Origin of the sequence: Cupriavidus basilensis (genome assembly GCF_008801925.2) — a bacterium.
GTDB lineage: Bacteria > Pseudomonadota > Gammaproteobacteria > Burkholderiales > Burkholderiaceae > Cupriavidus > Cupriavidus basilensis.
Genome location: NZ_CP062804.1, coordinates 2461383 through 2487429 on the forward strand (window position 1 = coordinate 2461383; position 26047 = coordinate 2487429).

General features: G+C 65.3%; 21 protein-coding genes, 1 pseudogene and 1 riboswitch. Of the genes and pseudogenes, 6 read left to right on the top strand and 16 right to left on the bottom strand.

The features are described 5' to 3' along the window. The first annotated feature begins 3 nt into the window (after positions 1-3). Together F7R26_RS31900 and F7R26_RS31905 are read left to right on the top strand one after the other, a co-directional pair. Positions 4-387 (top strand): response regulator transcription factor, encoded by a 384-nt coding sequence (locus F7R26_RS31900; protein WP_150986759.1) that lies wholly within the window; start codon positions 4-6, stop codon positions 385-387. A gap of 20 nt (positions 388-407) precedes the next feature. Then, positions 408-611, top strand: coding sequence for an MFS transporter (locus F7R26_RS31905; RefSeq protein WP_150986758.1), 204 nt, complete (start codon positions 408-410; stop codon positions 609-611). A 68-nt stretch (positions 612-679) separates the two neighbouring features. On the opposite strand, the gene F7R26_RS31910 is transcribed toward F7R26_RS31905, so the two are convergent. Next, complete coding sequence (locus tag F7R26_RS31910) at positions 680-2320, bottom strand: MFS transporter (RefSeq protein WP_150986756.1); 1641 nt, start codon at positions 2318-2320, stop codon at positions 680-682. Between the two features lie 167 nt (positions 2321-2487). Further along, positions 2488-3405, bottom strand: a complete 918-nt coding sequence (locus F7R26_RS31915) for a helix-turn-helix domain-containing protein (protein WP_150986787.1) — start codon at positions 3403-3405, stop codon at positions 2488-2490. A gap of 436 nt (positions 3406-3841) precedes the next feature. On the opposite strand from F7R26_RS31915, the gene F7R26_RS31920 reads away from it, so the two are divergent. Beyond that, entirely contained in the window at positions 3842-6268 is a 2427-nt protein-coding gene (locus F7R26_RS31920) for a DUF3772 domain-containing protein (protein WP_150986754.1), read from the top strand. Between the two features lie 13 nt (positions 6269-6281). On the opposite strand, the gene F7R26_RS31925 is transcribed toward F7R26_RS31920, so the two are convergent. The 6 genes from F7R26_RS31925 to F7R26_RS31950 all read right to left on the bottom strand — a co-directional run bounded on the left by F7R26_RS31925 (position 6282) and on the right by F7R26_RS31950 (position 13397). Beyond that, positions 6282-7550 (bottom strand): D-amino acid dehydrogenase, encoded by a 1269-nt coding sequence (locus tag F7R26_RS31925; RefSeq protein ID WP_150986753.1) that lies wholly within the window; start codon positions 7548-7550, stop codon positions 6282-6284. 168 nt (positions 7551-7718) lie between these two features. Next, a riboswitch (glycine riboswitch) is annotated at positions 7719-7815 on the bottom strand. A gap of 98 nt (positions 7816-7913) precedes the next feature. Continuing rightward, complete coding sequence (locus F7R26_RS31930) at positions 7914-8600, bottom strand: hydrolase (RefSeq protein ID WP_150986752.1); 687 nt, start codon at positions 8598-8600, stop codon at positions 7914-7916. Between the two features lie 503 nt (positions 8601-9103). Then, positions 9104-10105, bottom strand: a complete 1002-nt coding sequence (locus F7R26_RS31935) for a Bug family tripartite tricarboxylate transporter substrate binding protein (protein ID WP_150986750.1) — start codon at positions 10103-10105, stop codon at positions 9104-9106. A 99-nt stretch (positions 10106-10204) separates the two neighbouring features. After that, positions 10205-11371 carry an acyl-CoA dehydrogenase family protein gene (locus F7R26_RS31940; protein WP_150986749.1) on the bottom strand — a complete coding sequence of 389 codons (1167 nt, stop codon included), beginning with the start codon at positions 11369-11371 and terminating at the stop codon, positions 10205-10207. 31 nt (positions 11372-11402) lie between these two features. Further along, positions 11403-12611 (bottom strand): CaiB/BaiF CoA transferase family protein, encoded by a 1209-nt coding sequence (locus F7R26_RS31945; RefSeq protein WP_150986748.1) that lies wholly within the window; start codon positions 12609-12611, stop codon positions 11403-11405. Between the two features lie 9 nt (positions 12612-12620). Next, positions 12621-13397, bottom strand: a complete 777-nt coding sequence (locus tag F7R26_RS31950) for an enoyl-CoA hydratase/isomerase family protein (protein ID WP_150986747.1) — start codon at positions 13395-13397, stop codon at positions 12621-12623. A gap of 132 nt (positions 13398-13529) precedes the next feature. Between F7R26_RS31950 and F7R26_RS31955 the strand changes: the two genes are divergently transcribed. Continuing rightward, entirely contained in the window at positions 13530-14420 is an 891-nt protein-coding gene (locus F7R26_RS31955; protein WP_150986746.1) for an IclR family transcriptional regulator, read from the top strand. 140 nt (positions 14421-14560) lie between these two features. Here F7R26_RS31955 and F7R26_RS31960 read toward each other — a convergent pair whose 3' ends face one another. Together F7R26_RS31960 and F7R26_RS31965 are read right to left on the bottom strand one after the other, a co-directional pair. Beyond that, positions 14561-15652 carry a branched-chain amino acid aminotransferase gene (locus F7R26_RS31960; RefSeq protein WP_150986745.1) on the bottom strand — a complete coding sequence of 364 codons (1092 nt, stop codon included), beginning with the start codon at positions 15650-15652 and terminating at the stop codon, positions 14561-14563. A 250-nt stretch (positions 15653-15902) separates the two neighbouring features. Further along, entirely contained in the window at positions 15903-17003 is a 1101-nt protein-coding gene (locus tag F7R26_RS31965) for a GGDEF domain-containing protein (protein ID WP_241754605.1), read from the bottom strand. Between the two features lie 187 nt (positions 17004-17190). Here F7R26_RS31965 and F7R26_RS31970 point away from each other — a divergent pair, with 187 nt between their 5' ends. Beyond that, the gene (locus F7R26_RS31970; RefSeq protein WP_150986743.1) at positions 17191-18033 is read left to right on the top strand and encodes a ParB N-terminal domain-containing protein; all 843 of its coding nucleotides are present in this window, start codon (positions 17191-17193) and stop codon (positions 18031-18033) included. A gap of 53 nt (positions 18034-18086) precedes the next feature. On the opposite strand, the gene F7R26_RS31975 is transcribed toward F7R26_RS31970, so the two are convergent. After that, positions 18087-20498, bottom strand: a complete 2412-nt coding sequence (locus F7R26_RS31975; RefSeq protein WP_150986742.1) for an acylase — start codon at positions 20496-20498, stop codon at positions 18087-18089. 187 nt (positions 20499-20685) lie between these two features. Here F7R26_RS31975 and F7R26_RS31980 point away from each other — a divergent pair, with 187 nt between their 5' ends. Then, a complete protein-coding gene (locus F7R26_RS31980; RefSeq protein ID WP_150986741.1) occupies positions 20686-21711 on the top strand; it encodes a helix-turn-helix domain-containing protein in 1026 nt (341 codons plus the stop codon). A 103-nt stretch (positions 21712-21814) separates the two neighbouring features. Here the strand turns inward: F7R26_RS31980 and F7R26_RS31985 are convergent, their stop codons facing one another. The 5 genes and pseudogenes from F7R26_RS31985 to F7R26_RS32005 all read right to left on the bottom strand — a co-directional run bounded on the left by F7R26_RS31985 (position 21815) and on the right by F7R26_RS32005 (position 25972). Further along, positions 21815-22939, bottom strand: a complete 1125-nt coding sequence (locus tag F7R26_RS31985; RefSeq protein ID WP_241754606.1) for a sterol desaturase family protein — start codon at positions 22937-22939, stop codon at positions 21815-21817. Positions 22940-23138: 199 nt separating this feature from the next. Continuing rightward, a pseudogene (locus tag F7R26_RS31990) lies at positions 23139-23527 on the bottom strand (LysR substrate-binding domain-containing protein); the annotation flags it as partial. Positions 23528-23927: 400 nt separating this feature from the next. Then, complete coding sequence (locus F7R26_RS31995) at positions 23928-24467, bottom strand: TlpA family protein disulfide reductase (RefSeq protein ID WP_150986740.1); 540 nt, start codon at positions 24465-24467, stop codon at positions 23928-23930. Next, complete coding sequence (locus F7R26_RS32000) at positions 24457-25500, bottom strand: transporter (RefSeq protein ID WP_150986739.1); 1044 nt, start codon at positions 25498-25500, stop codon at positions 24457-24459. Before F7R26_RS32000 ends, F7R26_RS31995 begins: the two co-directional genes overlap by 11 nt. An 88-nt stretch (positions 25501-25588) precedes the next feature. After that, entirely contained in the window at positions 25589-25972 is a 384-nt protein-coding gene (locus F7R26_RS32005; RefSeq protein WP_150986738.1) for a DUF2946 family protein, read from the bottom strand. Positions 25973-26047 lie beyond the last annotated feature (75 nt).

Sequence of the window (26047 nt, forward strand, 5' to 3'; positions counted from 1 at the left end):
CCGGTGATCGCCATCGTCGACGACGATGCTGCTGTCCGACAAGCCCTGGGAAGCCTGCTCCGCTCCTTCAACATGAGCGTCGAGCTTTATGCGAGCGGGAACGATCTGCTTCAGTCAGACACCATCGATGCCATTTCCTGCCTGGTCGCCGACGTGCAGATGCCCGCGATGAACGGCTTCGCGCTCTGCGAACACCTGCGCGCACGCGGGCTTTCCACGCCGGTGATCTTCATGACGGCCTTCCCCGAGGAGCGCTTCCGGCAACGCGCCGAGGCGATCGGCGCGGTCTGTTTTCTCAGCAAACCCTTCATGGAAGCTGACATCATCCGTTGCATCGGGAACGTGCTGGCGCGAAGCGCGAATTCCGGGCCGCAGCCAGGGGACTGAAGACGATGTCCGAAAGCGTGATGCCCCTGGCACTCGGCAGGCGCCACGAGCGGCTTGCGCTGGGCCTGGGCGGCTTCTTTGCCGCCGCCTCCATCCGGGCTGCCGATACCCTGCTGCCGGCCTTGTCGCGCGATTTTGGGATCTCCGCAGGAAAGACCGGTGTGGCGGTGACGAGCTTCATGCCTGCCTATGCCGCATTCCGCCAGGGCCCGCAATCCTGCTGATCCTGGCGCTGTCCAGGCAACTGCTGCCGCGCCTGGACGCCACCCTGCCCTGATCCGGCGCGGGGTGGTCAGTTGCCGTCGGGCGCTGCCAGGTGGCGCACGACGGGCGGCGCGGCGCCGCGGTGAAAACGATGCACGCGCGTCTGGATCAGTTTGTCGTTCATGGTGTGGCGCTCGTGCTGGCGCAGATGCTCCAGCCACGACTCCACCAGGAAGGTCTCGATAAAGCGCCCGGGCACGGCCAGGTCTTCGTAGACCCCCCAGGACAGCGCACCGCTGCGACGACGAATCCGGCGCATCTCCTGCACAGCCTTGGCAAACGCTGCTGCATCCTCGCGCGCGACCTCGTATTCCACGCAGATCATCACCGGCCCACGGTCATGGGCCACGTCCAGTTCACCCGGGTGCAGAAAACCTGAAGGCGCCAGGTCCAGGTCCGGCGAGATGTCCAGGCGCCACCGCAACGCAGTCGCGCATGCAAGGACCAACCCCGCTGCCGCCAGCACCAGGGCGACGGGAATGCCCAGCAGCGCGGCGGTCTTGCCCCATAGCGCGCTCCCCGCGGTCATGGCGCCGAAGAACACGGTCAGGTAGGCCGCCAGCGCGCGCGCCTTGACCCAGCCAGCGGCGCTGCGCTGGGCGGCCACGTTGAGCGTGGACAACACCGCGATCCATGCCAGCCCGGCAAACAGCAGTGCCGCTGCCAGCAGCCAGAAATGCCGCACATAGGCCAGCGCAAGCAAGCTCAGCGCGAACAACAAGCTTGCCAGCACCACCATGCGATCGGCCAAGACCCGGCCGCGCAGCTTGGGGAGCACAAGGGCGCCACCGACGGCGCCCAGGCCGATGCTGGCCAGCAGCAAGCCATATCCGCCCGGACCGAGGCCCAGTTCCTGCCGGGCCACCAGCGGAAGCAGCGCCCAGCCGGCACTGCCGAAGAGAAAGAACGCGACCGCCCTGACCAGCACGACGCGCAGCAGCGGCGCGGCCTCCACGTACCGCAGGCCGGCACGCACCGCCGAGAAGAAATGCTCGGACGGCAGGTTCCGCCGGGCGGGTTCGGCCTTCCACCGGTACAGCACCAGCGTCACGCCCAGCACCGACAGCGCGTTGAGCAGAAATACCACCGCGGGCCCGGAGAACGACAGGATCAAGCCGCCCAGCGCAGGGCCGATCGCACGGCTGATATTGATCCCCAGCGAGTTCAGCGCAATGGCCGGCGGCAAGTCCGCCTTGTCGACCAGGTCCGGCACGATGGCCTGGAACGGCGGCGAGCTCATCGCCGCGCCGGTGCTCAGCAAAAATGCAGCAAGCAGCAGCACATGGGCGTTGACCAGGCCGGTAAGCGCGAGCACACCTAGCGTGGTCGCCACGGCCAGCGTCCAAAGCTGGGCGAAGATCAGGTACTTGCGCCGGTCGACGATATCGGCCAGCACCCCGGACGGCAGGGCGAACAGGAACATCGGCAGGCTGCCCGCCGCCTGCACCAGGGCGACCATCAGGGGATCGGGATCGAGCGACGTCATCAGCCAGCTGGCACCCACGTCGTTCATCCAGGTGCCCACATTGGACGCCACCGTGGCGATCCACAGCATCCGGAAAGTGCTGTGCCGCAGCGGGCTCCACGGCGATCCGGCGGCACCGGCGGCACCGGCGCTGCCGCGCTCGGCGGCAGGTGTGCCGGCAGTGCCGGCTTGAGGGTCATTCATGGCTTGGTCGCAAGTTGCTCAGGCACTGACGGTGGCAGTGCCAATGGTGGCACAGCCGCATTGTGTGGAGCACAGCAGGCGCCGTCTACCCATACCAAGGGACAATTGTCTTGTGCCCGGGCAGCGGCTAGCATCGGCGCCGACGGATTGGCCTTGCGCCCGGCGCGTCAGGCGTGAACCCGGCGGCGCCAGTTGCCGGGAGAGACGCCGACCGATTGCGAGAACACGCGGGTGAAATGGCTTTGATCGGAGAAGCCACAAGCCACGGCCACTTCCGCCAGGGAGAGCCCTGATTCGCGCAGCAGCCAGCGGGCGCGCTCCAGGCGCTGGGCCGCCAGCCACTGATAAGGTGTCTGGCCAGTCGTGTCCCGGAAGGCACGGGTGAAATGGCTACGCGACAGGTTGCAGGCGTCGGCGACGTCCGCAATGGAAAGGTCGCCATCGATCTTGGCGATCAGCATTTCCTTGGCCGTCGCCACGCTGCGTTGCGACAGCAACCGGTTCGTCTTGGGCGTTGCGACGGATCCATTCCCATAGTGCTCGACGAGATAGGTCCCGATGGTGAAGCCCAGCTGATCGACGAACAGCTTGCTGGCCATGCCGGGGTGGCCCAGCGCCGGTGCCGCCGCCTGGGCGAGATGCGCCAGTACCTGGTCTTGCTCTCCCCCCGCGCTGCGCAGCCCCAGGATGCGCGAGCGGCCTAGTTCCGCGCTGGTGCGCTCGATAAAGGTGCGGGAAATCTCCAGCAGGATGAAATCGAAATAGCCATAAAAATCGGCTTTATAGTCTTCAAGGAAATTCCGGATATAAATGGAATTCCTTTCAAACTCGTGGGTGCTCGCGCGGCCCTCATGAAACACCCGGCGGCGATGTCCGGTGCACAGCGAAACCCCAACCAGAAAGCCACGATTCGACGCCGCAGTGATAACCTGGCTCGCCTTCTCGCCGGGCGAGCTTTTGCGGAAAAACTGGATATCGCTGCCGGCGAGCTTCTGATCCCTGGAGAGCTTCTCCGCGGCGCACCCGAATGCGTCAATCGATACCGGGGCTGCGAGCGAGATGGAGGCATTGGCGTTGACGGACATGATCTCACACGGGAATAAACCACCACCATGAAAACCCACGCCGCGGCAGCAGCGGCTGACCAAGAATAGCAGAGCTTGCATGCCGCTCGCGTGAAACCTTGGATGATACGGGTCGAGTGACGCAAACGCCAGTAGCCTGCTGAAAACGAAGGGCACGCGATGCCTTCTGTATAATTCAGACTCTTTCAGGCAAGTCTCCCTTATCAAGCGGCGTGCCGATCACGCGGCATCGCCAATAGTCCGACTGACTATAGAGCACACGCCGGCAAGATCGCCCCCTGGCGCTCCGATCGACTCCCATCTCGATCTCCGCGCGGCCGCCCAACATCCTGATCGTCGCCCCCGGTCATCGACCGTCTGACGCGTCATGGCAATCCACGCGAACCCGCGCGATTGCCGGCCCGGCAAGCCGATCAGTAAGGATCTATCTCTTTCTATGAGCAAACTCCCCAGGCTCGTGCTGAGCCTTGTGCTGGTTGCGCTATTGCACCTGATCCCCACCGCGCTCCCGGCCGCAGCCGCCGACACCACCATGAATGCGGATGCGCCCGCCGGCAGGCCGCCATCGCGCGCGGATGCCGTTGCCGAGCTGAAACGGCTCCAGACCGAGCAGGACCGCATCAAGCAACTGGCGTCGTCGCCCACCAGCGGCACGCAGCTCGAAGGGCTGGATGACGCCATCCACCAGTTGGCAGGCGACGTCGACAAGCTGAGCGCGGCGCTCACGCCCCAGCGTGCGCAGCTACAGGCACAGCTCGACGTGCTCGGGCCGCCACCCGCCGCCGGCACCACACCGGAGGCAGCCGCAGTCGCACAGCAGCGGGCAGACCTGAACGCGCGCAAGGCGCAACTGGACAGCGGACTGAAGCAAGTGGCCGAGGTCAAGGGCAATGTGACCAACCTGACCGAGCAGATCGCCAAGCTGCAGCGCAGCCGATTGAAGAACCAGCTCGCGCTGCGCTCGGCCAGCATTCTCGGCACGGCATTCTGGGAGCCGTTGTTCGCGCCAAGCCAGGAGGACCAGCAGCGGCTAAACGCGTTCATGGGGCAAGTTACCCCGTTGTGGGACCTGGCCTGGCAACCCGGGCGGCAGGCAATCACCGCCCTGCTTCTGCTGCTTGCGATCGGCGCCTGGACCGTCGGCCGACGGCTGATCGAGCGGGCGCTGGCATGGTTCTGCCTGACGCGCTTGCCCGAGAGCCGGCTGCGGCGCAGCGCGCTCGCGCTTGCCACGGTACTCGCGACGGTTGCGGCGACCGCCATCGCGGTACAGGTTGTGTGTTTTGCTTTCGCCCCGCACTATGAACTACCAGCTCAGGTACAGGACCTGATCAGCGAACTCGGCAAGCTGACGCTGACAAGCGCGCTGATCGCGGGCCTGGGACGGGCATTGCTGTGCACGCGCCATCCCTCATGGCGCGTGCCCGCGCTCGCCGACAAGGTCGCGCTGGCGATGCGTCCGTTCCCTAGTGTCCTCGCTGGCCTGCTGCTGATCGCCGGCACACTCGAGCAACTCAACCGGACCGCGGACACAAGCCTGCAGGTGACCTTGCTAGGCCGCGGCCTGGTGTCGCTTGTGGTGGTGCTGACGATAGGCGCGGCGCTGCTGCGCGCCAACCGCGTGCGCACGAAGCTCGCCGCGGCGGGCGAGCGGCCTGAAGCGCGCTCCACCTTTGCCGGCCTGATCCACGCTGGCGTAACGGTGACGGTCGTCGCCTCGCTGATGGCGCTGCTGATCGGCTACATCACGTTCGCCCGCTTCCTGACCTACGAGCTTGTCTGGATCGACATCGTCCTGTGCAGCCTGTACCTGTTGACGCAATTGACCCGCGACGTCTGCGAAAGCGTGTTCAGCGCGCACCATCCAAGCGGCAAGGTCATCAAGCAGTTGTTCGGACTCGGGGACAGCCATCTCGCGCAGGCGTCGACGGTGCTCTCGGGGATCGGCACCAGCCTGCTCCTCCTGGTGGCCGTCATCGCGCTGCTGACCGGCGGCTTCGGCACCACGCCGAGCGACCTGCTCAACAGCCTGCTGTCGATGCTCGGCGGCGAGCGGCTGCGCAGCCTCAACATCATGCCCGACCGCATCCTGAACGCGGTCATCGCGCTCTCGGTCGGCACCTACCTGCTGCGCTCGGTGCGGCGCTGGCTGGACGCGGAACTCCTGCCCAAGGTCTGCATGGAAGCGGGCCTGCGCGCTTCGCTCATCACGCTGTTCAGCAACATCGGCTATGTGCTGATCGTATTGCTGACGCTGTCGCTGCTCGGCGTCAGATGGGAAAACCTGGCCTGGATCGTCAGTGCGCTGTCCGTTGGCATTGGCTTCGGCCTGCAGGAGATCGTCAAGAATTTCGTGTCGGGGCTCATCCTGCTGACCGAGCGCCCGGTGAAGGTCGGCGACATGGTGAGCATCGGCGGCGTGGAGGGCGACATCAAGCGCATCAACGTGCGCGCGACGGAGATCCTGCTGGGCGACCGCTCGACCGTGATCGTGCCCAACTCGCAGCTGATCTCGCAGAACCTGCGCAACGTGACGATGAGCAACAGCACGCAAGGCGTGGCGACGCTGCTGCTCACCTTCCCGTTGAACATCGATCCCGAGCAGGTGCGCGAACTGCTGCTCGACTCCTATCGGGAAAATGAGGCCATTCTCGACAAGCCCGCGCCATCCGTCACGTTCAGCCAGCTGGCGCCGAACGGGATCACGCTTAGCGTGACGGGCTACGTAGGCAGCCCGCGGATCGCCACCGCGACCAAGAGCGACCTGCTGTTCGAGATACTGAAGCGGCTGCGCGCGGCCGATATCTCGCTGTCGGTCCCGCAGACCTTGCGGGTGGAGAATATGGCCGCGCTTGGCGGGTAACGCGTCCGGCCCCTTACGGAGTCACCAGCGCCACCGCGTCCTGCACGCCATGTGCACGCCGGGCGCCCATGGCCTGCTGCACCACATCGCCGATCATGTCCGCGGTGACCGCCGACAGCGTCCACCCCAGGTGGCCGTGGCCGGTGTTGTAGAACACGCAGGACGCACGGCCCCGGCCCACGCGCGGCAGCATGGTAGGCATCATCGGCCGCAGTCCGGCCCAGGGCACCACGCTGCGCGTGCTGACACCGGGGAAGCACTGGTTGACCCACTCCACCAGCGGACGGATGCGGTCAGCGCGGATGTCGCGGTTGTAGCCGTTGAACTCCGCCGTGCCCGCCACCCGGAAGCGGTCAACGCCCAGGCGGCTGGTGACCAGCTTGGTCTCGTCGTCGAGCAGGCTCACGACGGGCGCGGCCACCTGGCTTTGCGCATCGTTCAGGTTGACGGTGATCGAATAGCCCTTGACCGGATAGATATTGACGCGATCGCCAAGGCTGGCCGCCAGCGCCCGGCTGGCCGTGCCGGCACAGACGACCACGCCGTCGAACACGCGCGATTCGGCCTGCTGGCCGTCGCTGCTGACGATGGTGACCTGCCGGCCATCGGTGCTGACCGACTGGACATCCTGGTTGTACAGGCAACGCACGCCCAGGCGGTCGATGGCCGTGGCCATGCCGCTGGTGAACTTGTGGATGTCGCCAGTGGCGTCGCTCTGGGTGAAATAGCCACCGTAGTACTGACCGGCCAGGGTCGGCTCGATCGCGCGCATTTCTTCCGGCGTGACGGCGTGGCGCTCCAGCCCGCCCTCGGCCAGCAGCTTCGACACCCTGCCTGCATGCTCGAAGCCCGCCTTGTCGCGATAGATATGGAGGATGCCTTCCTTCTTCAAGTCGAAATCGATGCCTTCGGCCGCCGCCCAGGAGAACAGGTGGTCGCGCGCGGCAATCGCCAGGCGCGTGGTCTCGACGGTGTTCTTGCGGTAATGGGGAATAGCGGCGATGAACTCGGCGAACCAGGACAGCTTGTGCCAGCTCGGGCGCGGATTGACCAGCAGCGGCGCATCGCTCTTGAGCATCCACTTGATGCCCTTGAGGATGGTGGACCAGTGTGTCCAGACTTCAGCATTGGAAGCGGAAAGCTGGCCGCCATTGGCGAACGAGGTTTCCATGGCGGCATAGCGGTGTTTTTCGAGCAGGGTGACCGAGAAACCGCGTTTGGCGAGCGCGTAGGCAGTGGTCACGCCGGTGATGCCACCACCGATAACGGCAATTGATTTCATCTCTATGGTTCCAGGACGTCGAGTGGGAGCCTCCTGCGCGGCATGCGCAAAAGACGCCCCCTCTGTCCTTGACCTGAGAGATTCACGATACGCCACTTTGGGAGTGGCGGGGATCGCTTGCTCCTTCGGTACCGCCGGCTGACGAGCGCCGGGGTTCTTCAGAGTTCAAACGTGATACCGGTCCTTTTGCCTGAGAGTTTCCGGGGCGGTTGCTCCTTCGGCGCTGCCCGGCGCATGGCCAGGCAGTCTCTCCCGATATCAACTTTGCATGATGCCCCCGGGCAATACCAGGTGACATGGCTCGGAACTTTAGCACTAGTCTGACTGCCTGGGGAATTTCCCTGCGGGCTCAGGCCGGGAATATCAGCGGGCTGGAACCGGGGCGAGCGACGCGTGCGGCGTGGCGGTACGTTGCTCGGCCTTGTGCACCATGGTGTAGGCGTAGTCCACGCCCATGCCGTAAGCGCCCGAATGTTCCTTGACCAGCTTCATCACGGCGTCATAGCTGTCGCGGTGCGCCCAGTCGCGCTGCCATTCGAGCAGCACCTGCTGCCAGGTCACCGGCACCACGCCGGCCTGCACCATGCGCTGCATGGCGTAGTCGTGCGCTTCCTTGCTGGTGCCGCCGGAAGCGTCGGCCACCATGTAGATCTCGTAGTCGCTGTCGTGCATCGCCGACAGCGCGAAGGTGGTGTTGCAGACCTCGGTCCACAGGCCGGCCACGATGATCTTCTTGCGGCCGTTGGCGGCCAGCGCGTCGCGCACCTTCTGGTCGTCCCACGAGTTCATCGAGGTGCGTTCCAGCGTCTGCTGGCCGGGGAATACGTCGAGCAGTTCGGGGTAGGTATAGCCGGAGAAAGACTCGCTCTCCACCGTGGTGATGGTGGTGGGAATATTGAAGATCCTGGCCGCCTTGGCCAGGCCAACCGCGTTGTTCTTCATTGCCTGGCGGTCCATCGACTGCACGCCGAAGGCCATCTGCGGCTGGTGGTCGATGAAGATCAGCTGGCTGTTTTGCGGGGTCAGGACTTCGAGCTTGGCGTTGGTCATGATTTCTCTCCTTGGCTACCTGGTTGAATTATTTAGAACGTCGTCTTTGGCATCGATCCGTCCATGGGTTGAACTTTATGGCAGCGCGGGCTGACGATGTGATGAGTTAGTCGGACAACTTGTTCAATTTTATTGATTGATATTCGATGGGAGTCGGCAGCAGCTAAACGGTGGGCGGTCGCGTTGGCTCTCGCGACACCCAAGCAGTCATCTTCAGTACCGGCCGCCGCATAGGGAGCAAAGGCAAAATGCCCGACTGCTCGATGGCGGCTTGAATTGCGATGGCGAACTGGGGGCAATAAAGTCAGCCGACGATATGACTTGAGGTGCGCCTCGAACCACTCCACGAACACCGCCAGTCCTCGCGAAGACCTCTATTGGGCCGCCCCGGGGCGACGCATATCGTCAAAGTTGTAAAGGCTAGAGCTTTTGCCTCGGAGTCCGCAGGGAGAGGGCCGCGCGCCGAGCAAGCGAATGGGGCATGATCCCCCTGCGCTCTCTTTTTACTGCAGCTCGATCTTCGCGATCGCTGCCAGCCGCTTCCAGCGCGCGATTTCTTCCTTCTGGTAGTCGCGCAGTTCCGCCGGCGTGGAGAGGATCAGCGAGGTGGACTGGCGCTGGTAATACTCCTTGACGTCGTCGGCGGCGCCGGCCTGGGCGAACAGTTCGCCCAGGCGTTGTGCAATGGGCGCAGGTGTCTTGGCGGAGACCGCCGCTGCCACCCAGTTGTAGGCCAGGAAGTCCGGCACGCCGGCTTCGGCCGCGCTTGGCACACCCGGCAGTAGCGGCGAACGCTGGGCCGCGGTGTAAGCCAGCGCGCGCACCTTGCCGCCCTTGACCAGCTCAATCGCGCCGCTGGCATCCACCACGGCGAAGTCCACGTTGGCGGCCATCACGCCGTTGATCGCGTCGCCGGCGCCCTTGTAAGGCACGGCAGTGGTCTTCATGCGGCTTTGCTCGTTCAGCCATTCGCTGTAGAGCGTGTACGACACCGAGCCGGTGCCGTAGTTGAGCGCGCCGGGCCGCTTGCGCGCGTCCTCCACCAGCGCCTTGAACGTGTGATACGGCGAGCTGGCCGGCACGATGATCAGGCATGGCCCGCGCGACAACAGCGTGATGGGCGTGAAGTCAGTCAGCGGATCGTAAGGCAGCTTGCGGAAGGTGGCGGCATTGGTGGACAGCGTGGAGTTGCTGCCGATAAAGACCGTGTATCCGTCGGCCGGCGCACTGAGCAGCGTCTGCACGCCGATAAAGCCGTTGCCACCCGGCTTGTTCTCCACCACCACGCCCTGCCCCGTCAGCTCGCCGATCTTCTTGGCGAACATGCGGGCGGTCATGTCGGTACCGCTGCCGGACGGGAACGGCACGATAAAGCGGATCGGGCGGCTGGGAAATGCCTGCGGCTGCGCCAGCGCGGCGAACGGCGCGCCTGCCAGGCTAGCTGTGAAGACGGTGCCAGCCAGGACAGCGAAGCGGCGCCGGGAACAGTTCACGGTTCGGGTCATGTTGTCTCCTTGGTCTTGCGCCTGGCAGTGGGTTCCGCCAGTGCGGGTGCGTCTGTGTTTCCGTGGTTCAGTGATTCCGTGGTTCGCTTTGGCGGCGGGCTAACGCTTGAGGCCAAGCAGATCCCGCGCGATCACCCATCGGTGCACTTCGGACGGGCCTTCGTAGATGCGCATCAACCGCGTCTCGTTGGCCATCTGCTGCAACGGCATTTCCTTGGTCATGCCCATCGCGCCAAAGGCCTGCATGGCGTGGTCGATCACGTCCCAGGCCATCTCGGTGGCGAATACCTTGATCATCGAGACCTGGGTACGCGCCTCGTCGCCGGCGTCAATGCGTGCCGCGGCCTCGTAAGTCATCAGGCGACAGGCGTGGATGCGGGTGGCGGCATCGGCCACCCACCACTGGATTGCCTGCCGGTCCGCCAGCGCGGCGCCGAAGGTGCGGCGCTGCGGCGCGTACTCGCACAGCATGTCAAGCGCACGCTGGGCTCGGCCAATGCACCAGGCCGCCATCTGCACGCGCCGGCTGGACAGCCGTGCCTGCATCGGCGCGAAGCCCTGGCCTTCCACGCCGAGCAGCTGCGTGTGCGCAACGCGGCAGTCCTCCAGCACCACCTCGTAGGTGGAGGCGCCGCCGATCATGGGGATGCGCCGTTCTACCTTGAAGCCGGGCGTGCCACGGTCGACCAGAAAAGCGGAGATGCCGCCGCGGGCGCCGCGTGCCTTGTCGGTTACGGCCATCACGATGGTCCAGTCGGCGCGGGCGGCGCGGCTGATCCAGATCTTGCGGCCGTTGAGCACCCAGTCATCGCCGTCGCGTTCGGCACGGGTGGTCATCATGGCCGGGTCGCCGCCGGCGCCGGGCTCGGAAATAGCGATGGCGGAGATGGTCTCGCCGCGCGCGTACGGTTCCAGGTAGCGCGCACGCTGGGCCGCGTCGGCGGTCTTGAGCAGCATGCGCAGGTTCGGCGAATCGGGCGGCAGGTCATAGGGTGTGACGGTCTTGCCCAGTTCCTCGTTGACGCCGACCATGGCCACCACTGGCAGGTCGGCGCCGCCCATCTCGGCCGGCGCATCCAGGCCCCACAGGCCCAGCTCACGCGAGAGTCCGTCCAGCTTGTCCTGCTCCTGCGGCAGCAGCGTGAGCTGGCCGCCCTCGGCCTCGCGGGCCAGCACGCCCGCTTCGAGCGGGATCAGTTGCTCGCGCACAAAGCGCGCCACCAGATCCTTGAGCATCCGGTGTTCTTCTTCCAGTACGAAGTTCATGCCATGTCTCCTCTATTGTTTGCGTGCCGCTTCAGGCGGCGTCCCGACCACCCGTTATCCGGGCGATGTCTTCAGGGCTTAGCCCGGCTTCGCGCAACACTTCATCGGTGTGCTCGCCCAGCGTAGGCGCATGCCGGCGCAGCGACAGCGGCGTGGCGGAGAAGCGCGTCGCGGGCCGCATCTCGCGCAACGGGCCCTCGGTGGGATGCTCGGTCTGCTGGAACAGCCCGACCGCTTCCAGGTGCGGATGCGCCAGCAATTCGTCCGGCGCATAGATCGGCGTGGCGGGGATATCCAGCGTCTCGAACAGCGCCATCCACTCCCTTGTGGTACGGGTCGGCGTGATCTGCGCGAGGTGCTGGTACAGCGCGCGGATATGGGCGTTGCGCTGCGCGCGGCTGGCGATGTTGTACTTGTCACCCAGGTCATCGCGGCCCACGGCGTGGAAAAAGGCTCTCCAGTGGCGGTCCGTGTATGGCAGCGCGCAGATCCAGCCGTCCGCAGTCTGCGCCGGCCGCCGCCCGCCTTGCAGCAGGCGCGCATAGCCGGCCGCGCCGGTGGCGGGCTCGAAGGTCAACCCCGCCAGGTGCTCGGCCATCACGAAGCTGGCCATGGTTTCCAGCATCGGTACCTCCACCGCTTGCCCGCTGCCGTGGCGCTCGCGGTGCAGCAGCGCGGCCATCACCGCGTTGGCCAGCGCCATCCCGGTGGTCTTGTCGGCGATCAGGCTGGGCACATACTCGGGCCGGCCGCCGGCGGCGGAGCCCAGCGACACCAGCCCGCAAGCGGCCTGGATGATGTCGTCGAAGGCCGGCTTGTCACGGTGCGGGCCGTCCTGGCCAAAACCGGTGGCCACGCAATAGACGATGCGCGGGTTCAACGCTGCCACCGCGGCGTAGCCAAAACCCAGCCGCTCGATGGCGGCCACGCGCATATTGTGGATCAGCACATCGGCGCCGCCGATCAGGCGGCGCAGCGCCGCCGCGCCTGCAGGCGTCTTCAGGTCCAGCACCACCGAGCGCTTGTTGCGGTTGAGCGCCAGGTAGATCGAGCTCATGCCGGCGTTGCGCGATACGCCGTTGGCGCGCATGAGGTCACCTTCCGGCCCTTCGATCTTGATGACGTCCGCGCCCAGGTCGGCCAGAGATTGCGTGGCCAGCGGGCCCAGCACCACTGAAGTCAGGTCGAGTACGCGAATTCCCTCGAGCGGGCCGGCGCAGACGGGTCTCTCATGTGGCATGCGGCCCCCTCAGCGGCGCTGGAAGACGGGGGCGCGGCGCTCGGCCATCGCCGCCACGCCTTCGCGGAAATCCGCGGTAGCGAACTGCACGCGCTGGATGGCCAGTTCACGCTGGTTGGCCTGCACGATGCGGTCGGCCAGCCCCAGGCGCAGCGTCTCGCGTGTGCTTTCCACGGCCAGCGGCGCCGAGGCCGCGATATCGTGCGCGAGCGCCAGCGCGCGGGCACGCACCTCGGCCTGCGCCACCAGTTCGTCGGCCAGCCCGATTCGCACCGCTTCTTCGCCGTCGATGCGCCTGCCCGTATACAACAACAGCGCGGCCTGCTGCTCGCCGACCAGGCGTGGCAGCGTCACGCTCATCCCAAAGCCGGGATGGAAGCCGAGCCTGTTGAAGCTGGCGCTAAAGCGCGCTTCGCGGCATGTGATGCGGAAATCCGCCACCAGGGCCAGTCCCAGCCCCGCGCCGATCGCGGCACCCGCAACGGCCGCCACGATGGGCTTGCGGTTGCGGTACAGCTTCATGGCCTGAGCGTAGAAGGCCGATGGGTCGCGCGAGACGCTGCCCTGGTCGGCGCCGCTGAAATCGGCCCCGGCGCAGAAGGCGCCCACGCCAGATGACAGCACAATGGCGCGGCAACTGTCGTCCTCGTCGAGTTGCAGCAGCGCTTCGGCCAGCCGGCGCATGACATCGGCGTCGACAAAGTTATGGGGCGGGCGCGAGATCTCGATCTGCGCAACATGCTGGTCGCGTGTCAGGACGATTTCGGGGGTGGATGCCGAGGTCATGGCGAGGGGCTCCGGGAAGTGGAAAGGCACCCAGTATTCGCCGATGCGGATTCCCGCGCTACACTACAATTTCGGATACTGAAATTACTTGCAGCGCCCCGATGCTGGATCCGCGGGCCTGCGGCCAACGACATGGCTGACCCGCACCCCCATTCCGACTCCGGTTCCGACCCCGATTCCCACCCGGACTCCCGCGCCAAACCGCCTTCGAGCCGCGAACTCACGCACAGTACCGGCCAGTTCACGCGCCAGACCGGAGGCAGTCAGTCGCTCGAACGTGGCCTGCTGCTGCTGCGCGCGTTCCGCGTCGGCTCTTCCAGCCTGACCAATGCGGACCTGGCTGCGCGCACCGGCCTGCCGCGCCCCACTGTCAGCCGCCTCACGCGCTCGCTGGTGGACAGCGGCTTCCTGCGCTACGACGCCACCGAGCGCGCCTACCGGCTGGCGGCCGTGGTGGTGAGCCTGGCGGACGCCTTCCACCACGCCACCACGGTGCCCGATATCGCCCTGCCGCTGATGCGCAGGATCGCCGAGGCGGAAAAGGTCAATGTCGGCCTGGCCGTGCCCGACCAGACCGCCATGGTCTACCTGGCCGCGGTGCGCCACAGCCGCGACAGCGTATCGCGCACCCGGCGCGTCGCGCCCGGCACGCGCGTTCCCATGGAACTGACCTCGATCGGCATGGCGTGGCTGGCCGCGGTGCCGGCCGGCGTGCGCGACCACTTCCTCGCACGGATCGAGGAGAAGGCCGGCGACGAATGGCCGGCCTTGCACAAGGAACTGTCGCGTGGCATTGCCCAGGCCCAGGCGCAAGGCTATTGCAGCGCCAACTACCAGCCGGGTCACCTGACCGCCGTGGGCGCGGCGTTCCGCGGGCCGGACCACCAGTGGTACGGGCTCAATATCAGCTTCCCGCACAAGCCCAGCGAAAAGCCGCGTGATGTGGCGCGCTATGCGCCGCTGCTGCTCGGCCTGATCGAGAAGATCAGCGCGTCATGCGGGGGGGAGGACGGCGTGGCGTGAGTATGACGGCCCCGGCTAGCGCGGGGGCGGCATGGCGCAGCGAGGTGAGAATCCGGCTGCGCCATGGTTTCCGGTTTGGCCCGCCGATTGCCAGGCGGCAGATCAGGCGAGCCCGACCGTAAGCGCCCAGCAAGGCGCTCTTACAAACCGACGTGATGAACCCAGCCGGCAGGGCCAGCGGCCTGGTTGCGCTGAATCTCCACCAGCCGCTCCCTTAGCACCTTGACGGTGTTGCCGGCGGTGCCGTTGCCGATCGCGAAGCGCGTGCGCGCGGACCGCACTTCGCCAATGGCCACCAGCGTCGCCGCCGTTCCGCAAACAAAGGCCTCGGCCAGGCGTCCGCTTTGGGCATCCGCCTCCCACTCGGGGTACGAATACCGGCGCTCTTCCACCACCATGCCCATCTCCCTGGCCAGCTCGATCACCGAAGCCCGGGTGATGCCCGGAAGAATCGAGCCGCTAAGGGGCGGCGTGACCAGGGTGCCGTCGTCCATCACGAAGAAGATGTTCATGCCACCGAGTTCCTCCACCCAGCGGTGCTCGGCGGCATCCAGGAAGACCACCTGGTCGCATCCGTTCGCCGTGGCCTCGCTCTGCGCGACCAGGCTGCCGGCATAGTTGCCACCGCACTTCGCCTCGCCGGTGCCGCCGGGCGCGGCGCGGGTGTAGTTCTCGGATACCCAGACGGAGACGGCCTTGTCGCCGCCCTTGAAGTACGGTCCCACCGGGCAGGCGATCACGCAGAAAATGAATTCGGAGGCGGGCTTGATGCCGAGGAACACCTCATTGGCAAACATGAAGGGACGCAGGTAGAGGCTGCCCGTGCCGTGCGGCACCCAGGCCTGGTCGATCCGCACCAGCTGCTCGATCGCTTCCAGAAAGAGCGATTCAGGCAACGCCGGCATGGCCATGCGCTTGGCCGACGCCTGGAAGCGGCGCGCGTTCTCGAGCGGGCGGAACAGCGTCACGGCGCCATCCGCGCCGCGATAGGCCTTCATGCCCTCGAAGATCTCCTGGCCATAGTGGAGTACCGAGCACGCCGGATCGATCGAGAACGGCTTGCGGGCAGTGACCTTGGCGTCCTGCCAACCCTGCCCTTCACGCCAGGTGATCGTCACCATATGGTCCGTGAAGACGCGACCGAAAGCGGGGTCGCGCATCAGTGCATCCCGCGTGGCCGCGTCGAGCGCGTTCGGGTTGGGTTCGAGGCTGAAAATGGTTTGTTGCGTCATGAGCGCGCGTCTTCCTTCGCTGGCGTTGGGGATTGGCAGCAGGGCGAACACCCCTGTCTGCCGCCGGCATGGCACGTGGTTTTACGTGAAATCCGAGGGTATCGATGATCGCATGCTGGCGCCCGGTTTGTCTTCAATGACAAAGATTGAGCTTCGCTCCAGCCATTGCTTAGCCACTACGACAAGCCACACCGCATGATGGTTATGTTAAATCGTTGTTTTGAGACGGTAAGCCAGTTGAAACCGCCCCTTAGCCTGCCTCAACACGATTGCGCCCTTCAGCCTTGGCGCGATACAACGCCGAATCGGCCCGTGCCAGCAATTCGTCAAGGGTCGCTTCCCCGGCCTCGACGCTGGCCAACCCCAGGCTTGCCGTGCAGGCGGGCTGCCCGGCGATGGCCGATTGCTGCTCGACTGCCTGGCGCACGCGCTCGGCCATGGCAAGCGCCGCCTCCATGCCGGTTTGCGGCAGCAGCACGACAAACTCTTCGCCGCCAAAGCGGCCGAGATGGTCCGTGTGGCGCAGTGCCCGCCCTACGATTTGTGCGAAATGCGCCAGAACGCGGTCACCCACCAGGTGTCCGTGCTGGTCGTTGATGCGCTTGAAGTGGTCGATATCCATCAGCAGCAACGACAGTGGCTGGCCGCCGCGCCGGTTCTTCAGTTCACTACTACCTGCGTGCAGCACAGCGCGTCGACTCAATATTCCCGTCAGGTCGTCGCGTTGGGCCAGGTACTCGAACTGCGCACGTAACCGCTCGCTCACCGTCAAAAGCAGTCCAAGGCAGACGAAGAGGGAGGCGAAGCAAAACGCTGTAATGTACGCGGTCTGAATGGCCGAAGGGGAAAACCGGGAAGTATCGACGGCATCCTGGAAAAGCGTCGTCGCAGCCCGCATCAGCAAGGCCAGCCCCTGGAAAGCGAGGACAACTGCCATGAAGCGCGGCGCAAAGCCCCGGCCGTGCTGCCAGGTCAGCCGCGCATGGCTCAGGCATATTGCCGCTAACACCGAGGTAAGCAGCAACACGCGGATCCGGTAGTCGGGATGGGCCAGCAGGAACCAGGTAATGCCAGCCAGGCAGCCAATGCCCAGGGCGAGCCAGCGTTTCCAGGTGCAGGGCACCCCGTAGAAGCGCTGGCTGCCGAAGTAGAACAGTGCACAGCCCGAAAGCAGCAGCGCGTTACCGCCAAGTGCGACGAGCACGGCCGGCCAATGCCCATCCATCGCATAGAAGGCGGTGGAAAGCGCGCAAAGCAGCGGCGCCAGCGCCCAGGGTAGCAACCCTTTGATGGAAGCGGGATAGGCGCGGCGAAAGGCCAGCAGGACGATGCCCAGGGCGATATTGATCATCCCCGTCATTGCCGTCATGGAACGCAGGTCCAGGTTTAGCATGGGTCAGCCGTGGAGAAACGATCTGTGCACATGGCACCGTGCACACATTGTACCGGCGGTTAGCCACCGCCCGGCCGCCAGGTCGGCCGTCGCCTGGTAAGGCAGGCAGTGTGTACACTACTGCCCTACCTTTTTCGCGTGACCCATGACGATCACTATCAACGAAGACCTCCGTGCCTATATCGATCCACTTACAGACGACGAATACGCGGCGCTGGAACGCAGCTTGCTCTCGGAGGGGTGCCGCGATGCACTGGTGCTGTGGGGCGATCTCCTGGTGGACGGACACAACCGCTACAGCATCTGCCAGAAGCACGGAGTCCCTTTCAATACGGTACAAAACCAGACGTTCCAGTCCATGGAGGATGTGCACCTGTGGATGATCGACAATCACCTCGGGCGGCGCAGCGTATCGGATTTCCAGCGCGGTGTACTCGCATTGCGGAAGAAGGAAATCGTATCCGCGCGTCTGGCGCAAGTGCAAGCGCAAGCGCAAGCGCAAGCGCAAGCCCAGCCTGGTTCTGCAAAGCCTGCCGGGGCTGAAGTCGCCGTGCAAGCCGGGGCCGGTACCGTGTTGACTCGCGAGGCCGTTGCGCGCACGGCGCGGGTGAGCAGTGCGACGCTTGGTCAGATCGAAAAAATCCAGAAGACCGCTGCGCCCGAGTTGGTCAGCGCGGTAAAGGCCGGCGTGATTTCCATCAATGCCGCGGCAGCCGTAGCCTCCTTGCCTGGCGAGAAGCAGGTAGCGGCCGTTGCAGGGGGCAAGAAGGAACTGCGCCAGGTGGCGAGACAGGTGCGCGAGGCCCGCATGCCACCCAAGCCTGAACCGGTGCCCCCACCCAGCGACGCCACCCCCGATCAACTGGCAATTCACCGTCTGACGCAATTGGTGGCACAGCTGACAGAAGAGCGCGATCAGTTGAAAAAGAAGGTGCAGCACTTGACGGTTGCACTCGCAGAGGCCCGCGGCGGGCTATCGACCGCTTGAGGCACGCTTGTCTGGTGAGCGGGGCCGGTGGCCCCGCTCCCAACGCCGCCGGCTTACTGGCTCAGCCGCGTTAGCTTCAACTGCGGGTCCGCCGCAATGGCCTGCTCGCTGAACGGCAGCCGCACCCACCGCTTGGCGGAGTACTCCGCCATCTGGTCAAAGGCGTGCGGCGACTGCTGATCTGCGGACTGGCCGTACACCAGCAGCGCCTCGGCGACCGGCCCTTGCTCGTCAAAGCCTACGGTCTGCACGTAGCTGGTCCCGAAGTAGACCTGCAGCCCCTTGTCCGACACCGGGGTGCTTTGCAGCTTGTTGAGCACGCCTTCGTATTCCTCACCGCCGTGCAGGGCGATGCGGCCAGTCGGTGCCGTGGCGGCCTGCACCTGGCCCAGCGGCGCATCCAGCGCAAAGCCGGCGGTGCGCATGGCCTGCACCGCGTCCTTCAGTGCCTTGAAGACCTCGGCGCGCACGGCCGCATCGCGCATGCGCAGTCCGCGTGGGGTGTTGACCGGATCGCTCGGGTTGAACTCGATGGCGTAGACCTTGGGGATCTTGCTGGCGCGCATCCAGAACTCGCGGAACAGCGGTGCGGCACGGCTGTCGAGGTTGCTGTGGCGGTCCCACTTGCGCAGCGCCGCGCAGCCGTCGCTCAGGTCGGCGTCCTTGGTGCCGTGGCAGGCATCGAGCAGGTCATCCAGCACGAGTTCGCCTGAGAGGTTGCGGTCGCGGAACAGCACGGCCTGCAGGCTGGGCACGTCAAAGCGGTTGCCGGGCAGGCCGTCCTCCCCCGAGAGGCGACGGCCGATTTCCATCAGGCCAACGCGCGTGCGCAGGCGTTGCGCAACTTCAGTGGGTCCCAGCACCGGTGAGAAGCCGGTCAGCTTCTGGCTGGGGTTAGACAGCCACGAGCTGTCATTGCTGTTGGCGACATAGTCATCGCGTACCAGCACGGGCATGGCGCTGGGGGCCACCAGCCCCGGTACTGGCGATGCCGCGTCCACCGTCCAGTTGCAGCTAGCCCGCGTGCCGTCCAGCAGGACCATGCCCGTGCCCTGCATCAGCTTGGCGGCCAGCGTAGCGCTGTCGCCGGCCGGCGCGCATTGCTTGAGCATGGCGGCCGATACGTTGGGTGCGACCGACACATCGGCAAACATGGCGCGGCCTTCGCGGTCGGTGGCAATGGTGTTGACCCACGGAATGCCCAGGCGGCCAACGGCAGTGCGGATGCCAGCCACGTCGCGCGCGCGGCCGATATCTAGCCAGGTGTCGACCGAACGCGTGTTGTTGCGGTTGGCGTCGCGCAGCGTGTAGGCCTTTTGCGCGGACCACGGCAGGCCGGCCGATGGCATGGACAGCACCGGGCCGTATTCCGTCATGTAGAAAGTGTGCGAGCGCTGCTCGGTGCGGCCGTCGGGCAGTTTTGCCGCATAACTGACGGTGCGTGGGGTCATCTTGTGCGGCACGCCGTCCACCAGGTAGGTGGTGGGGTCGCCTTCGGCCAGCTTCAGTTCATACAGCGTGAAGCGGCGGGCGGTGGACACGGTGTGCGTCCAGGCCACGTCCTTGTTGAAGCCGATGCTGATGATCGGGAACGATGCAATGGACGCGCCCATGACGTCCAGCTTGCCCGGTATGGTCAGGTGCGCTTCAAAAAAACGATTGGTGGTGGTCCACGGAAAATGCGGATTTCCCAGCAGCAGGCCGCGCCCATTCGTGGTGGCTTCCTTGCCAAAGGCCCAGCCGTTGCTGCCGATCGGCGGATCCAGCAGCTGCAGGTCCTTGTTGACGGCCTCGAAGTCGATGCTGGCCAGGTCTACCGCCCCCGCCTGCTGCGCGGTCTTGGCAGTGCCCGCCGCCCCAGGCGGCACGGCGGCGACAATGCCCGCGGCCAGCGCGCCGGCACTGGCCTGGATGCTCTTCTCTTCGGCCAGGCGGAACAGGTCGATGGCGGTAATGGGCCGGACCCAGTCAGCGTTGCGGCAGCCAGCCGGGCGTTGGGCGGGCGGGGTATCGCGCAGGTAGCGGTTGTAGCCAGCGATATAGCCGCGCAGCAGTTCGCGCGCCTCTGGCGAGGCCTGCGCATAGCCAGCGCGCAGGGCGTCGTCATCGATGATGGCGCGGAAGAATGGGTCCGATTCGCTGTTCTTGATGCGCTTGAATGACACCTCGGTACTTTCGTCAGGGCCGAACACGCGCGAGCGATCGCCGCTGACCGTGACGACCTGGTCGGCCATCAGGCAGACGTTGTCCTGCGCGTATGCGTAGCCCATGCCAAAGGCCAGGCTGGCGTAGTCGTCGGCCTTGATATGGGGAATGCCAAAGGCGGTGCGGCGGATCTCGGCGTTGAGTCCGCCTTCGCTCCAGTTGGCGCTGTCGCTGCCTGCGGTGGCGCAGCCGCCCAGGGTGGCGGCCGCCAGCACGGCGCCGCCAAGTGCGGTCGCGCCGCGCACGATGCGTTGCTTCATTGTGTTGTCTCCTCGGTCTTGTGTCTGTGCTGTGGGCCCATGGAACGTTGCGCGCCAACCGACGACGCGCCATGGTGCCGCCGACATGGTCGGGCATCGCGGCCGTGACAGGTAGAGTGGATTCCGCCACAATTGGTGGCGTTCCCGCCATCGGGCAGGCACCCTTCCAACCACAACTCGCCGCGCCATGTCGGACGTCTATCTGCTGTGCTACCCCTCGGCCGTTGTCTCCGCCCTCTCCACCGCGGTCGACATGCTGGACATTGCCAACACGCTTGCCTCCATGCAAAGCCGGCGGCGCGCCACGGCGGCGCCTTTTCGCTGGCGGCTGGCGGTAGCCGAGCCGCAACGCTGGCAGGCGCTGGCCAGCGTGCTGCGCTGCACGTGCGTGCCGCTGGAAGAGCTGGCCGGCGCAGGCAAGGACGCCATGGTGGTGATCGCGCCACCGTTGTTTGACCACATCGGCGGGCTTGAACATATGCTGTCGCGATTGGACCGCGAACGCGCAGCCATTGCGGCAGTGGCTGCGCGGGGGGCGCTGGTGGTGGCGCCGTTCACGGCAGTGGCACTGCTGGTAGCCATGGATTTGCCGGCACAGCGCAAGCTGGCGGTGCCGTGGCTGATTGCCAACTGGATGCAGCTGAGCGAACCCGCGCGACGATTGCAGGCCGACCAGCCAGTGGTCAAGAGCGGCAACCTGCTCAGTTCCCGCGCGCTGGATCGCATGCATGCGCTGTTGCTGCAGGCGGTGGCGCATACCGCCGGTAACGCGCTGGCCCGCACGCTGGGCAACGCTCTGCTGGACCAGCCCGAGCGCGGCGAGACAGTCAACATCTGGCTGAAGACCGGCGACGCGCAGCGCCACAGCGTGGCGCTGCGCGCGCGCCGCTACCTGCAGCAGCATCTGGCCGAGCCTTATGACCTGCCGCGGCTGGCAGCGGTGGCGTCCACCAGTGAACGCACGCTGCTGCGGCATTTCATGAAGACAGTGGGCATGTCGCCGCTGCAGTTCCTGCACCAATTGCGCGCTGAGCGCGCCTGCCACCTGCTGGAAGTCTCCACGCTCAGCCTGACCGCCATTGCGGAGCAATGCGGCTACCAGGATATGTCCGCCTTCCGCAACCTGGTGCGCCGCCATACGGGCCAGACGCCGGGCGCGCATCGGCGGGCGCATTCGGTGCGGGCGGAATTGCGGGCGGGCGGCGGGGCCTGAGCGCACCGCATGGGCAGGGTGGTTATAGGGTTATAGGCGGGGCCATGGGCTGCCCAGCCGTTTTGCCGCTTGGCGACTCGGCGACTCTACGATTGGATCCCAGTCAGCGCAGCAGCAATCCGGCCAGCAACAACAGCAGCACATCCAGCCCCAGCAGGCTGCGTGGCCGCAACCTCCCCTGCAGCAAGCCGCCCAGACCAGCCAGACCGGCGATCAGCAACAGCGCCAGCCCCCACAGCAGGCCGCTCCCCATCGCATCGCTTTGCCACAGATAGCCGGCACCGGCCACCATCAGCAGAGCAAACTGCAGCAGAGCCACTGGCGCGGCACCGGCCACCAGCGGAGGATCGAAACGCTGGCGTGCACGCTGCAAGTCAAAGGGCGCACTATCATCGCTCACGCCGGGCGGCAGCCAGCCCGGTGCCTTGAACCACACCTTGATCTTGTCCTGCCAGCGTGGCGCGCGGCGCGCCATCTGCCACAGCGGCATATAGCCGGAAGCCACCGCCCATAGCAGACTCCAGCTGTTGAGCGGGGTGCGGGTACCGTACACCGGCTTCTCCTCCTCCTCGGCAAAAGTACCGAACAGCCGGTCCCAGATGATCAGCATCCCGCCGTAGTTCTTGTCCAGGTACTGGTCGTTGACCGCATGATGCACACGATGGTTGGACGGCGAGGAAAACACCCGGTCAAACCAGCCCAGCTTGCCGATGTGCTCGGTGTGGATCCAGAACTGGTATAGCAGCACGACGAGGCCGGCCAGCGCAAACTGCTGCGGTGCAACCCCGGCCAGCGCCATCGGCAAGTAAAACGGCCATCCCAGGAAGGCAACGGTGCTCTCCTGGCGCAGCGCGGTGGACAGATTGAAATCCTGGCTCTGGTGATGCACGGCATGGGCGGCCCAGAACACCGCACTTTCATGCCCGGCCCGATGCAACCAGTAGTCGCAGAAATCGAACATCACGATCGCCAGCAGCCAGCCCCAGACACTGCCCCACAGGCCGGCATGAGGAAACAGTGCCACCCGGCGCCATGTCAGAACATACAGGCCGATCTGGAAGAGCTGGCTGACACTGGCCACCAGCTGGCTTAGCAAGCCCTGACTCAGATTGCTGAGAGCATCACTCAGGCGATAGGTATTGCGACCGACGAACAGGCCGTAGCCCAGCTCCACCAGCATCAATAGCAGGAATACCGGGAATGCGTAGACAGTGATTTGTTCTTCCACGAGCCATTCACAAGAAAGTGCCTTACGGCTGACAGACGATTGACCTGCCCCTTGCCGAAACGGGTCGGAGACTGATCAGAAGCGGTTGTTATTATGGCAAGAAATGTCTTTTTTACGGTGTGTATTTGGTATATCCGGCAAATTTTTTGTGCAGCGCAATGCGCTGCTTTACCTGCGGCTGCCATGCCTGGCATTCATGCAGCCTTCCGCTGGCCAGTTCATCAGCGACAACCTCATCCGGCATCAGGACGATGCCCATATCCAGCGTTGCCAGGCGGCGGCTCAAGCCAACGCTGTTGAACACGAACCGCCCGCCCACCGACACCGTGGCGCTTCGCTTCCCGTCTCGCAACGTCCACGAACCCGCCTTCAGGAGGCTCAAGCACTCGTGCCGATCCAGGTCGCCGGGCTTGTCTGGCTCGCCCGACCGTTCCAGGTAGCCGGATGCGGCGTGAGTAAGGCCAACGCGCGTGCGATCCGTTGCGAGTTCCCGGACTCCCCCATGCGGATCACCACGTCGAAGGGTTCACTAACCAGATCGACCCGTCGTGGAGTCAGGCCGAAATCGAAGGTGATGCCGGGATCCAGCAGTTCTTCGCAGCGAGCGCGAACAGGCGCACCGATTACCCGACCTTGAGCCGAGCACAAGGAGCCTGAGGCCACCACCATGTGTGCCGACCGACATCGGCGCCCACCCCTGGGCGCGTCTGCGCCCCCTCGGAGTCGTCCGATCCTTCCCGCGGGCCGGCAAGTGCTGGGCCTTAGCGGACGCTGCCGTGGCGGGCGTCAGTGCTAAAGGGTTGCCGCTCGAGAATGCATGCCGCTTCTCAGTCAACTTACTCGACGTTCATGGAGACCTCGAGCAGCTTTGGCGTTCTTCCTAGGCGGCCGCCCGCTAGCACGTTCTGGAGCGGCACTCCTGTAGAAGTCTGAACGGCCGCGAATCGGCATGCCAAGCACTCCATGTCGCCCAGGACTCTGCCCAGTTTTACCGCTTCAGCAGAGGCGTGACCACCTGCTCCAGCCGCTCGGCTGTCCAGGCCGGAGTGGCATCATCCCAGCCGTTATCGGCGAGCATCCCCGCGCGGTCGATGGTGAAGTTCACTGGAAGGCGCCAGACCCGGCCATAGCCGCCCGCGTAGGCACTACCTAGCAGCCCTACCGGAAAGGCGAGGCTGGCAGCCATCTTGCGCACGTCGGCGAGCGAGTCCGGCGTGTCCAGGCTGAACCCGAGCACAGTCAGCCCTTCGCCAGCGTGAGCCGCTGCATAGGCCGACAAGACAGGCAGCTCTACGTGGCACGGGCCGCACCACGTCGCCCAGAACGTGAGTACGACTACCTGGCCACGCAAGCTCCGCGTATCGATGGTGCGCCCGTCGAGCGTGCGCAGCACCAGCGGTGGCGCAGGCCGCCCCACCGCCAGGCTCTCCGCGCTCGCCGATGTATGCCAGCCAGCAAGAGACGGTCCGCAGGCAAGAGCGGCGGCCTTCCGGATCCAGTCGCGACGAGACGAGAGGTCAGAACGCATAGGACACCCCCAGGTTGCCAGTCCAGCGAGGGAAGAGTTGATACCCCTGAAGATTGCTATGGATCGACTTCTGCACAAAGGCGTACATGTGCACATGCTCGCTCACGGCGACGGTGACCCCGGGGCTCAGGTAGAGCACGCTACCCCCTGTACTGATGGTATCGGCAAGTGCGCCCTGGTCCGCGTTCTTGTGAGTGAAATTGAACTGTAGCTGGGGCACTATCTTTGGGTTGACTACGTAGCGCACGCCGGTGCTCACGGTCAGGAGATTGCCGGGACGATAGTCCGCATTGAAGTCGTGCAGCCGTTGCATCACTGCCGCCTGGAATTGGCCATTGATGAAGGCGTCGAAATTCTGGCTGACCGGCTGGTAATAGTACGCGCCAAGAATCAGGTCGGTGCTGCCGGTACCGGGCTGCAGGCTGGCGTCGAGCGCCTGGCCCGCAGCCGCATTCGGGCCTGACGAGAAAAACACCGGGCGGCGCCCCACGGTGGCGCCGGTGGCGACATTCTGGCCTCCGTAGGCGCCAGTGGGCAGCTTCACGCCAAGTTGCACACCGAGGTTTCGGGTGGGCAGGAAACCCTGGTAGGTGCCGATGAGCTTGATATCGCCCAGGCCACTGGCGGTCACACCACTCACGTTGTCCGGCGTGAGCTGGTCGGAGGTAGCGTTGCCGTACGTGGTGTGACTGCGGTCGATGATGGGGACGATAGTGCTGAAGCTCCAGCTACTATTCGGGCTGTAGCTCAGGCCCAGGTTGTAGTAACGGTTGATCGTCTGCTTCTCCACCTCTTGGTTGCCACCGGCGTCGTTGATTGCGGCAGCCTGCGTGGCGGGGACGGATCCTGTCCCATGGCGCAGTTGGTTCTGGTTGATGAAGCTGTAGTCGAAGCTGATGCGCCAGCCCGGCATTGCGGAGTAGCCCATGGCAGCATCGGCGCTGAGTGAGCAGCCGCAGGTGGCGCAGGCGAACGCAAACGAGGGAAGCAGCAAGGCGGCACCTGTGGTGCCGGCGCGAAGGATCGGATTCATGGTGTTCAGGGCAATACGGGGGCGGACCGTTAGCCCGCCCGTGGCATGAGCGCGCGCTGTGTAGCGCGCGGCCGTTCAGGCTATGCGCTCATGCCAAGGGTGGCGCTCGGGCCGTCGCGCGAAGATTGCCCGGAGGCCGATAGGCATCCGGCTGTAACACCGGCCGCACAAGGCCAAGCTGCCTCAGTTGAGGCTGAAAGACAAAGGGCACGTGCGGTATTGCAACGGTACTGCCGAGATCCGCGCAGACCAGGCAGCAGAGGGAATCGTCGAGGCTCTGGTGATTGCCGGGGGCGTCCTGATCGAGGGACGTTTGATCCTCTACCGAGACGACACGTATGCCGCTCGCACTGCAGATCGAGTGATCTATCATTCCCCCGGCAGCCTGCCCGTGGGCCATCGGCGGCCATGGCGAGTGCAACACCATGCCCAGCAGCGCGAGCCAGAAGACGAGCCGACGGGTGAAGGACATGTTGCGTCGTGAAAATGGGTGGCTGATTATAGCGGCGAGCTGCAGCCTGAAAGGACGCTCTGGGCTTGATGCAGC